The sequence below is a fragment of the Streptomyces sp. NPDC044061 genome, assembly GCF_056434305.1.
Genome location: NZ_JBWKFL010000104.1, coordinates 1 through 9,861 on the forward strand (window position 1 = coordinate 1; position 9,861 = coordinate 9,861).

Genomic DNA, 9,861 nt, shown 5'->3' on the forward strand with positions numbered 1-9,861 from the left:
TCTCGGGCTTTCCTCCGGGCGCTTCCCTTCGGTCTTGCGTTTCCGACTCTATCAGATCTTTTCTCGACCCGATTTCCTCGGTGCTTTCCAGGTTTCCGCTCTCGCGTTTCCCTTTCCGGCGGTTCCGACTCTATCAGATCCTTTCGGCGTCTGACCCCCAGTCAGCGGGGCTTGTCTTCCCGGCTGTTGGGCCGTTCCGACGAGTGAGACTTTAGCGGATTCCTGGCCCCCGAGCTAATCGGGGCTGCGTCCTTTCGAACGCGGATTCCTCATTTCGCAAATACGCGCGCCAAAACCGTCGACGCCGAAGCATCGATGAGTGGCTGGTACTTGCGGAATGGCTGTCCGGGGACCGACCGGAGTCGGCGCTCACGTCGGACAACTCGGAGAACACTACGGATCGGGTCGGGGCGTGTCAACTCGCTGCGCCGGACCACTCCACGGGCGTACTGTGGGGGACGTGACTACGCGTACGTGTACCCAGCAGTGGTGGGCCGCCTGAGGCGGCCGTACTCACGTATGCATTCAACGGCCGCCGCCTCGGCGGCCGTTCTCGTATCTCCCTCCAGGACTCCGGGGGCCGGCCGGCCGAGGACGGCGGTCTCGACCGAGAGGTGGAGTAGAGATGACGCGGGTCTTCAGCGGTGTGAAGCCGACCGGGCACCTGACCCTGGGGAACTACCTGGGGGCCATGCGGCGCTGGGCCGAGGTGGACCAGCACCGGTCGGACGCCCTGTTCTGCATCGTCGATCTGCACGCACTGACCGTGGACCACGATCCGGCGCGGGTGCGCAGGCTCAGCCGGCAGGCGTCGACGCTGCTGCTGGCGTCGGGGCTCGACCCCGAGCTGTGCACCGTGTTCCTGCAGAGCCATGTCGACGAGCACACGCGGCTGTCGTACCTGCTGGAGTGCGTGGCGACGGACGGCGAGATGCGCCGGATGATCCAGTACAAGGAGAAGGCCGCGCGGGAGCGGGAGCGCGGTGGGAGCGTGCGGCTGTCGCTCCTCACCTACCCGGCGCTGATGGCCGCGGACATCCTGGCGTACGGCACGGACGAGGTGCCGGTGGGCGACGACCAGACGCAGCACGTGGAGCTGACCCGGGACCTGGCGGTGCGGTTCAACCAGCGGTACGGGCACACGTTCACGGTGCCGAAGGCGACGCCTCCGGCGGTGGCGGCGCGGGTGATGAACCTGCAGGACCCTACGTCCAAGATGGGGAAGTCGGACGACTCGGGACCGGGGATCGTCTATCTGCTGGACGAGCCGGACGTGGTGCGCAGGAAGGTCATGCGGGCCGTGACCGACAGCGGTCGGGATGTGGAGTACGACCGGGAGGGGCGGCCCGGGGTCGCGAACCTCCTGGAGGTTCTCGCGGCGTGCACGGGCGGGAACCCTGAGTCACTGGCGAGCGTTTACGACTCGTACGGCGCTTTGAAGAAGGACACCGCGGAGGCGGTGATGGAGGTCCTCAGGCCCGTGCAGGCCAGGCACAGGGAGTTGTGCGCGGATCCGGCGTATGTGGAGGGGGTGCTGCGGGATGGTGCGGAGAAGGCTCGGGCGATGGCCCGGCCGATCGTCGATACCGCCTGCCGGGCGATCGGGCTGCTGCCGCCCGTGGCTCAGCCTGTGCTGAGCGCCGCTGGTTAGGCGACTGAGCGCCGCCGGTCGGGCGTGGGGCGGCGGGCTGACCCGCCGCCTGCCTGGCCTTGGGTTTCAGTCCTTCTTGCCGGAGGCGAGTTCGCGGCTGCGGTCGCGGGCCGCCTCCAGTGCGGCGATGAGGGCGGCGCGGACTCCGTGGTTCTCCAGTTCGCGGATGGCGTTGATCGTCGTACCCGCCGGGGAGGTGACGTTCTCGCGGAGTTTGACGGGGTGTTCGCCGCTGTCTCGGAGCATCACCGCGGCGCCGATGGCGGACTGGACGATGAGGTCGTGTGCCTTGTCGCGGGGCAGGCCGAGCAGGATGCCGGCGTCGGTCATGGCTTCGACCAGGTAGAAGAAGTAGGCCGGCCCGGAGCCGGACAGGGCGGTGCAGGCGTCCTGCTGGCTCTCGGGGACGCGGAGGGTCTTGCCGACGGCTCCGAAGATCTCCTCGGCGGTGGCGAGGTGGTCGGCGGTGGCGTGGCTGCCGGCGGAGATGACGGACATGGCCTCGTCGACGAGGGCGGGGGTGTTCGTCATGACACGGACGACCGGGGTGCCGGCGGCGAGGCGCTCCTCGAAGAAGGAGGTGGGGATGCCGGCGGCTCCGCTGATGACCAGGCGGTCGGCGGGGACGTGCGGGGCGAGTTCGTCCAGGAGCGTGCCCATGTCCTGTGGCTTGACCGTGAGGATCATGGTGTCGGCGGTCTTGGCCGCCTCGGCGTTGCCCACCGGGGTGACTCCGTAGCGGGTGCGGAGTTCTTCGGCGCGTTCGGGGCGACGGGCCGTGACCAGGAGGTCGGCGGGGGCCCAGCCACCGCGAATCATTCCGCTGAGCAGGGCTTCGCCGATCTTGCCGGTGCCGAGGACTGCGACTTTCTGGCTCATGCGGTTCAGTTTCCCACCGGTGAGGAGGGGTGCGGGGTGGTTGTCCGGTGGGCGGACGCCGAGTGCCGCCGGGGGCTCGGTGCTGTTTCGGGGCTCACCCCGTCCGGCGGCGCAGGGTCGCGGCACCCAGTCCCAGCACCAGCAGTGCGCAGCCCGCGACGATCAGGACGTCACGGACGAAGGTCGCCGTCATGTCGGTGTGGTGGAGGACCTCGTTCATGCCGTCGACGGCGTACGACATCGGCAGGACGTCGGAGATGGTCTCGAGGACGGGGTGCATGTCGGAGCGGGGCGTGAAGAGGCCGCAGAGGAGGAGCTGGGGGAAGATCACCGCGGGCATGAACTGGACCGCCTGGAATTCCGAGGCCGCGAAGGCCGAGACGAAGAGACCGAGGGCCGTGCCGAGCAGGGCGTCGAGGAGGGCTACGAGCAGGAGCAGCCAGGGTGAGCCGGTGACGTCGAGACCGAGGAGCCAGACCGCGAGTCCGGTGGCGAGGGCCGACTGGACGATGGCGAGGGCGCCGAAGGCGAGGGCGTAACCGGCGATGAGGTCGGCCTTGCCGAGGGGCATGGCGAGGAGGCGCTCGAGGGTGCCCGAGGTGCGTTCGCGCAGGGTGGCGATGGAGGTGACCAGGAACATCGTGATCAGCGGGAAGATGCCGAGCAGCGAGGCGCCGATGTTGTCGAAGGTGCGGGGGCTGGCGTCGAAGACGTAGCGCAGCAGGATCAGCATCAGGCAGGGGATGAGGATCAGCAGCGCGATGGTGCGCGGGTCGTGGCGGAGCTGGCGCAGGACGCGTGCCGCGGTGGCGGTGGTGCGGCCGGCGCTCAGAACGCTGGTGGGTGCGGCGGGCGTGTCGGTTGTCGTCGTGCTCATCGGGTCGTCTCCTTGGTGCGGTCCGCGGTGGCTGCTTCGTCCACGAGGCGGAGGAAGGCGGCCTCGACGGTGTCGCTGCCGGTTCGGGTGCGCAGGGCCTCGGGGGTGTCGTCGGCGAGGATCCGGCCTTCGCGCATGAGGAGGAGGCGGTGGCAGCGCTCGGCCTCGTCCATGACGTGGGAGGAGACGAGGAGGGTGACGCCCCGGGTGGCGGCGAGGTCGTGGAAGAGGTTCCACAGGTCGCGGCGCAGGACGGGGTCGAGGCCGACCGTCGGCTCGTCGAGGACGAGGAGTTCGGGCGTGCCGATGAGGGCGACGGCGAGGGAGACGCGGTTGCGCTGTCCGCCGGAGAGGTTGCCTGCGAGGACGTCGGCGTGGCTGGTGAGGTCGACGTCGGTGAGGACGCGTTCGGTGTCCTGCCGGCGTTCGGCGGGGGCGCGGCCCGGGTCGAGGATCGCGGCGAAGTAGTCGAGGTTCTGGCGGACGGTCAGGTCGTCGTAGACGGAGGGCGCCTGGGTGACGTAGCCGATGCGGCTGCGCAGGGCGGGGTGACCGGCGGGACGGCCGAGGACTTCGAGGGTGCCGGTGACCTTGGCCTGGGTGCCGACGATGGAGCGCATCAGGGTCGACTTGCCGCATCCGGAGGGGCCGAGCAGGCCGGTGATCTGGCCGCGGGGGACGGTGAAGCCGAGGTGGTGGAGGACGGTGCGGGGGCCGCGGACGACGGTGAGGTCTTCGGCGTGGACGGCGTCCGGTGCCGTGGGGTCGGGTGGGCCGGGCACATAATTCATCATGCGATGAATAATCTGTGCACGAGGCTTCGCCGTCAAGGGTCCGGTGCGTGGAGCGGGCGGGCGGAGGCCGGTGTGCGGCATACGAAAGCGGCGACCCGGGAGGAACCGGGCCGCCGCCGCTGCGAAGTCGTCGTCTCAGGGCTTGGTGGCCACGAGCAGAAGCACTTCGTACGTCTCCTCGACGGCGCCGTCCGGGAAGACCTTCAGCAGATGGCCGCGCTCCTCCTCCAGGAACGCGTTCCTGCGCTCCTCGGAAGTGACCAGGAAGGCCGAGTGACTGCCGATGTTGGCGAGGTGGGTGTCGATCGGGACGCGGCGGCTCCATCGGACCTCGCGGCGGGTGAAGCGGAGGCTGCCGCCGGGGTCGGCGTGCGCGGACCGGTCCCCGGCCCTGCGCTTCTCGGCGGCGATGTCGACGCCGAAGAACCGCCCGCTGCGGTCGGCGGCCTCGGCGATCCACTCGACGTCGAGCGCGTCGGTGTTCCACCACAGCGCCAGCGCTCCGCCCGGCCGCAGCACGCGCAGCGCCTCCGGCACGGAGCGGGTGGGGTCGGTCCAGTGCCAGGCCTGGGCGTAGGTGAGGAGGTCGGCGTGGGCGTCGGCGACCGGGAGGGCGTTGCCGTTGCCCCGCACGATCGGGATGTGCGGCAGTGCGCGGTGGAACTCGGCGGCCATGCCCTCACCGGGTTCGACCGCGAGGACGTCGGCGCCCCGGGCGCGCAGCAGGGCGGTCGCGATGCCGGTCCCGGCGCCGACGTCCACGACCCGGGCACCGGACAGCGGCCGGCCGGCCAGTTCCTCGACGGCGTCGAAGAGGGCGGGCGGATAGGAGGGACGGTTCGCCGCGTACTGGGCGGCGGCGGCGTTGAAGGAGTGGGCGCGGGCGGCGTGGGAGGGCGGCTGCGTCGTGGTCATACGTTCATCGTCGCCGGGTGGGGTCGTCCGGCGACAGGGGATATCGGGGCCACGGCGCCGGAGGCCGGGCGGCGCGGCTGGCATGGGGCCAAGTTCTGTGTGGTGACGACGAGTTGCGAGGGGTGGCAGTCATGGCCGAGCAGGGCGGCGGGGCCGGGGACGCCGTGGTCGCGTATCCGGTGGGGCGGGTCGTCGGCGGTCGGGCGGAGGTGCGGGACGACGAGTGGGGCGAGGTCCGCTCGGTGATCCGCCTCGACGGCGACCGGTTCACGGCGGAGGCGCTGGCCGGGTTGGACACCTTCTCCCACCTGGAGGTCGTCTACCACTTCGACCGGGTGCCGGAGGACAGGGTCGAGACCGGGGCCCGGCATCCGCGTGGCAACACCGACTGGCCGAAGGTCGGCATCTTCGCCCAGCGCGGCAAGAACCGTCCCAACCGGATCGGCGTCTCGCGCTGCCGGGTCGTCCGGGTGGACGGACTGGACGTGCAGGTCGAGGGCCTCGATGCCGTGGACGGGACGCCGGTGCTGGACATCAAGCCGTACATGGCGGAGTTCGGGCCGCAGGGCGAGACCAGTCAGCCGGAGTGGGCGACCGCCGTCATGAGCCGGTACTACTGACCGGCGCGGGTCACCGGCGCCGCTTCTTCCTCGACGGATCACCCGTACGCCGGGAGGAGCGGCGCTCGTACTCCTCGCGGGCCTTCTCGTACTCCTCGCGGTGCAGCTTCTCGCCCGGGGCCTCGGTGAGGGAGCGGAAGAAGTAGGCGAGCAGGGAGCCGACGAAGCCGATGGCGAGGAGCCCGCGCAGGGAGGCCTGGCGCTGGGGGTCGTGGCGCTTGCCGAAGCCCTCCCAGGTGTTGCGGAAGGCGAGCGCGCTGCAGATCGCGAACATGGCGACGACCAGGACGGTCACGAAGGCACCGCTGTCGGCGATCTGGATGCCCTCGTAGGCGAGGCGCAGCACCAGGCAGGAGACGACGGCCGCGGCGAGGGAGCCGACGGCGACGCCGGCTCGGCGGGCCGCGTACCCGGTGTCGTGGTCCACCCAGCTCGTGCCGAAGAAGCGCAGGGACTCGGGGCGGGGCCCGCCCGCGGAGCCCGCCGGGATGCCCGGGGTGCCGGTTTCGTCGCTCACGAGACGATTATGGGCTCCGGGCGGGGGCGGGCTCGGGGCGGGGTCAGCCGCAGCGGGGGGCGATGTAGCCGTCGCTGCCCGTATGCACGTAGGCGTCCGAGACGTACTCGCCGTTGTCGATGTTGTCCCAGATGTTCGTGGTGCCGTACGTGCCCGTGACCGTGGTGCCCGGTGACTGGCAGAAGACGTGGACCTTGGCTCCCTCGGGCAGTAGGCGGACGAGGTTGTAGCTGGTGCCGGGGCCGCTGCGGACGTTCAGGCGGACGCCCGGGGCGACGTCGTAGTAACGGAGGGAGTCGGCGGAAGCGGTGGTGGCCGACACCCCCGTCACCGTGAGGAAGGCTGCGGCGGCAGCGCCTGCGAGCAGGAGGGGCCTGCGACTGCGCGATGTCATTGTCGGTTCCTTCACTAATAGAGCGGTCAGGCGCAGCGCGACGCGACGTAGCCGTCGCTGCCCGTCTGCACGTAGGCGTCCGAGACGTACTCGCCGTTGTCGATGTCGTCCCAGATGTTCGTGGTGCCGTACGTGCCCGTGACCGTGGTGCCCGGTGCCTGGCAGAAGATCGGGACGCGGGTGTCCACCGGCAGGACCCGGACGATGTTGTAGTTGGTGCCCGGGCCGCTGCGCACGTTCAGTTGGACGCCCGGGGCCGTCGGGTAGGTACGTACCGTGGCGGCGTCGGCCACGGAGGCCGATCCCATGACCATGAGAAGGGCTCCGGCGGCGCCGGCGAGCAGGACGGATCCGCGTCTGCGGGATGTCATGTGTGGCTATGCCCTTTCGTGGGTGTCGGCCGCGGTACGGGGCGCCTCAGAGGGAGCAGCGTGAGGCGACGTAGCCGTCGCTGCCCGTCTGCACGTAGGCGTCCGACACGTACTCGCCGTTGTCGATGTTGTCCCAGAGCTTCGAGGTGCCGTACGGGCCCGTCACCGTCGTGCCCGGCGCCTGGCAGAAGATCGCGACTCGGGAGCCCTCGGGGAGGACCCGGACGATGCTGTAGTTGGTGCCGGGGCCGTTGCGGACGTTCAGGCGGACGCCCGGGGCCACCGCGAAGGTGCGCACGGTCGCCTCCGCCGTGAGCGACTCCTGCTCACCGGATCCGGTGACCGCTTCCGAACGGTCTACGGACATGAGACCTCTCCCCCTGCCCCCACCGCCGTCATGGGGACCGTCAGTTCCTTGAAGCGAGTCACGGAACACCTGAGCGCGACTCGCACGCAGACGCTAGCAAGCCGCCTCTGTCTCGTACGAGTCATCGACTAGGCTCCGTGCGTCGCGCGCGCGGACGAACAGCACGGGGGTGGTCCATGACGCCACAGCGCAACACCGGAGCGGGCGCGGAAGCGGAACTTCCCGAGTACGCCGGTCACTACCACCTGGAGTCGTGTCTGGGCTCCGGTGGCATGGGCGTGGTGCATCTGGCCCGCAGCACCTCCGGGCTGAAGCTCGCGGTGAAGGTCGTGCACGCCGAGTTCGCCAGAGACCCCGAGTTCAGGGGCCGGTTCCGGCAGGAGGTGGCCGCCGCCCGCAGGGTGAGCGGTGCCTTCACGGCACCTGTGGTCGACGCCGACCCGGAGGCCGAACGGCCCTGGATGGCCACGTTGTTCATCCCCGGACCGACCCTGTCCGACCAGGTGAAGCGGAACGGGCCCATGACTCCGGAGCAGTTGCGGCGGCTCATGGCCGGGCTCGCGGAGGGGCTGCGCGACATCCATCGGGTCGGGGTCGTGCACCGGGATCTCAAGCCGAGCAACGTCCTGCTCGCCGAGGACGGCCCGAAGGTCATCGACTTCGGCATCTCCCGGCCGAAGGACAGCGAACTGCGCACCGAGACGGGAAAGTTGATCGGCACGCCGCCGTTCATGGCGCCCGAGCAGTTCAGGCGGCCGCGGGAAGTGGGGCCGGCCGCGGACATCTTCGCCCTGGGATCCGTCATGGTGCACGCGGCTACCGGGCGAGGGCCGTTCGACTCCGACAGTCCGTACGTGGTCGCGTATCAGGTGGTGCACGACGAGCCCGACCTGACAGGCGTGCCGGCGAGTCTGGCCGCCCTGGTCAGCCGCTGCCTCGCCAAGGAGCCCGAACAGCGGCCCACGCCGGACGAGTTGATGCGGGAGCTGCGCTCCGTGGCGGCCTCGTACGACACGCAGGCCTTCATACCGGCACAGCGGACCGGTGACGACGGGAGGCGGCAGGAGCCCGCGGAGGCGGTGCCGGAGTCCCGGGAGGGCTCGTCCCGGCGCCCGCTCCGAGGCCGCCCGGCCTTGCGGACCCTCTTGGCGGCCGCGTCCGTCGCCCTGGTCGCCGGTGGTGTCCTCGCGGCGCTGCTGTGGCCGCGCGGTGCCGGCGGACCGGTGGTGAAGGAGACCGGCGCCCGTGCCGGCACGCCCGCGTTCACCGCATGGCAGGCGAAGCCGGGCGGGAGGAAGGCCGGGATGCCGCGATGCACGGACGGTGCCGGGCGGCTGCTGTGTTTTCGTTCCGGGACGGCCTACGCCCTCGACATGACGGACGGCACGCTCCTCTGGCGGCACACGGTCGCCGAGGAGCCCACGAGTGGCACCCCGGCGCTGGCGGGCGGACTGCTGTTGCTGCCGACGGACGGCGGCCGGCGGGTGGTCGCCCTCGATCCGGCGTCCGGGAGGTCCCGCTGGCAGCGGACCGTGCCCGCCAACACGGGTCTGCGGATCGCCGACGACATGCTCCTCGTCACCGGCACGGACGGCACGGTGAGGGGCATCGACGGCAGGTCGGGGAACGAGAAGTGGCACCGCCGCCTGCCCGGCCGCGGCACGCCGACCCTGACCACCTTCGCCGGCGACCCGCTGGTCCATGCGGCCACCGCCTCGACGGACGGGGCGCACACGCTGCTCACCGCGCTGGACGCGCACACCGGTACCGCACGCTGGACGGCCCGGCTCCAAGGCGCGCTCCGGCCCGTCGGCAGCCAGGGTGGTTCACTGATCCTGCTGTCCGACGACAACACCGCGGTCGTCACTGACGCGGTGGTCCGCTACTCGCCCGCCACCCGGACGACGCGCCGCATGACGCTGCCGGTCGCGCTCACGACTCCGCAGGCCGCCGTGCACGGCCATGTGATCTACCTGCTGGCGGCCGGTGGCCCGCTGGAGGCCGTCGACCTCGGCACCGGAAAGCGGCTCTGGCACCTCGAAACGGCCGTGAGCCGTGGCTCGGCCCCCGTCGTCGCCGACGAGCACGTGTACTTCAGCGCGCCCGACGGGCGCCTGCTCGCCGTGGGTGCCCGTGACGGACGTCTGCTCGGGCAGACATCGCCGCGGCTCGGGACCAACTCGGGAGAGGTCGCCGGCACGCTGCCGACTCCGGTGCTCGTGGGCACCCACGTCTGTGCCACCGCCCCCGACGGCACCGTCTTCGCCCTCGACGGGCGCGAGCCGTCGGCCTGGTGACATCGCGGTCTGTCGGCCTGGTGACATGCGTGAAGGGGCCGCCTCCTCACCGGAGGCGGCCCCTACGCGTGGGCCCGGTCAGCCCAGCTTGCTCACATCGCGCACCGCGCCCTTGTCCGCGCTGGTCGCCATCGCGGCGTAGGCGCGGAGGGCAGCGGAGACCTTGCGGTCGCGGTCCT

Annotated in this window: 11 protein-coding genes; 3 read left to right on the top strand and 8 right to left on the bottom strand. The window is 71.0% G+C overall.

The features are described from left to right. The first annotated feature begins 625 nt into the window (after positions 1-625). Positions 626-1,651, top strand: a complete 1,026-nt coding sequence (trpS, locus tag AC07CM_RS49420; RefSeq protein ID WP_478883141.1) for a tryptophan--tRNA ligase — start codon at positions 626-628, stop codon at positions 1,649-1,651. 66 nt (positions 1,652-1,717) lie between these two features. Here trpS and proC read toward each other — a convergent pair whose 3' ends face one another. From proC to AC07CM_RS49440, 4 genes are all read right to left on the bottom strand, one after another. Continuing rightward, positions 1,718-2,530: a pyrroline-5-carboxylate reductase gene (proC, locus tag AC07CM_RS49425; RefSeq protein ID WP_478883142.1), complete on the bottom strand. Its 813-nt coding sequence runs from the start codon at positions 2,528-2,530 to the stop codon at positions 1,718-1,720. Between the two features lie 94 nt (positions 2,531-2,624). Further along, complete coding sequence (locus AC07CM_RS49430) at positions 2,625-3,407, bottom strand: ABC transporter permease (RefSeq protein WP_478883143.1); 783 nt, start codon at positions 3,405-3,407, stop codon at positions 2,625-2,627. Further along, positions 3,404-4,201: an ABC transporter ATP-binding protein gene (locus AC07CM_RS49435; protein WP_478883144.1), complete on the bottom strand. Its 798-nt coding sequence runs from the start codon at positions 4,199-4,201 to the stop codon at positions 3,404-3,406. Before AC07CM_RS49435 ends, AC07CM_RS49430 begins: the two co-directional genes overlap by 4 nt. Before the next feature lie 135 nt (positions 4,202-4,336). Beyond that, entirely contained in the window at positions 4,337-5,116 is a 780-nt protein-coding gene (locus tag AC07CM_RS49440; RefSeq protein ID WP_478883145.1) for a class I SAM-dependent methyltransferase, read from the bottom strand. A gap of 131 nt (positions 5,117-5,247) precedes the next feature. Between AC07CM_RS49440 and AC07CM_RS49445 the strand changes: the two genes are divergently transcribed. After that, positions 5,248-5,736 carry an SAM-dependent methyltransferase gene (locus tag AC07CM_RS49445; RefSeq protein WP_478883146.1) on the top strand — a complete coding sequence of 163 codons (489 nt, stop codon included), beginning with the start codon at positions 5,248-5,250 and terminating at the stop codon, positions 5,734-5,736. Between the two features lie 10 nt (positions 5,737-5,746). Here the strand turns inward: AC07CM_RS49445 and AC07CM_RS49450 are convergent, their stop codons facing one another. The 4 genes from AC07CM_RS49450 to AC07CM_RS49465 form a co-directional block, all read right to left on the bottom strand. Then, on the bottom strand, positions 5,747-6,253 hold the full coding sequence (locus AC07CM_RS49450) for an EamA/RhaT family transporter (protein ID WP_478883147.1): 507 nt from the start codon (positions 6,251-6,253) through the stop codon (positions 5,747-5,749). A gap of 43 nt (positions 6,254-6,296) precedes the next feature. Further along, the gene (locus AC07CM_RS49455) at positions 6,297-6,647 is read right to left on the bottom strand and encodes a hypothetical protein (RefSeq protein WP_478883148.1); all 351 of its coding nucleotides are present in this window, start codon (positions 6,645-6,647) and stop codon (positions 6,297-6,299) included. A 26-nt stretch (positions 6,648-6,673) separates the two neighbouring features. Further along, positions 6,674-6,961: an SH3 domain-containing protein gene (locus tag AC07CM_RS49460; RefSeq protein WP_478883151.1), complete on the bottom strand. Its 288-nt coding sequence runs from the start codon at positions 6,959-6,961 to the stop codon at positions 6,674-6,676. 103 nt (positions 6,962-7,064) lie between these two features. Next, positions 7,065-7,385 (bottom strand): SH3 domain-containing protein, encoded by a 321-nt coding sequence (locus AC07CM_RS49465; RefSeq protein ID WP_478883149.1) that lies wholly within the window; start codon positions 7,383-7,385, stop codon positions 7,065-7,067. Between the two features lie 176 nt (positions 7,386-7,561). Between AC07CM_RS49465 and AC07CM_RS49470 the strand changes: the two genes are divergently transcribed. Then, positions 7,562-9,682 (top strand): serine/threonine-protein kinase, encoded by a 2,121-nt coding sequence (locus AC07CM_RS49470; RefSeq protein ID WP_478883150.1) that lies wholly within the window; start codon positions 7,562-7,564, stop codon positions 9,680-9,682. Positions 9,683-9,861: the final 179 nt, after the last annotated feature.

Coding starts and splice junctions, on each gene's coding strand:
- AC07CM_RS49455 (WP_478883148.1), bottom strand. CDS start 6,647: ATGACATCGCGCAGTCGCAGGCCCCTCCTGCTCGCAGGCGCTGCCGCC.
- AC07CM_RS49435 (WP_478883144.1), bottom strand. CDS start 4,201: ATGATGAATTATGTGCCCGGCCCACCCGACCCCACGGCACCGGACGCC.
- AC07CM_RS49430 (WP_478883143.1), bottom strand. CDS start 3,407: ATGAGCACGACGACAACCGACACGCCCGCCGCACCCACCAGCGTTCTG.
- proC (WP_478883142.1), bottom strand. CDS start 2,530: ATGAGCCAGAAAGTCGCAGTCCTCGGCACCGGCAAGATCGGCGAAGCC.
- trpS (WP_478883141.1), top strand. CDS start 626: ATGACGCGGGTCTTCAGCGGTGTGAAGCCGACCGGGCACCTGACCCTG.
- AC07CM_RS49445 (WP_478883146.1), top strand. CDS start 5,248: ATGGCCGAGCAGGGCGGCGGGGCCGGGGACGCCGTGGTCGCGTATCCG.
- AC07CM_RS49440 (WP_478883145.1), bottom strand. CDS start 5,116: ATGACCACGACGCAGCCGCCCTCCCACGCCGCCCGCGCCCACTCCTTC.
- AC07CM_RS49460 (WP_478883151.1), bottom strand. CDS start 6,961: ATGGTCATGGGATCGGCCTCCGTGGCCGACGCCGCCACGGTACGTACC.
- AC07CM_RS49470 (WP_478883150.1), top strand. CDS start 7,562: ATGACGCCACAGCGCAACACCGGAGCGGGCGCGGAAGCGGAACTTCCC.
- AC07CM_RS49465 (WP_478883149.1), bottom strand. CDS start 7,385: ATGTCCGTAGACCGTTCGGAAGCGGTCACCGGATCCGGTGAGCAGGAG.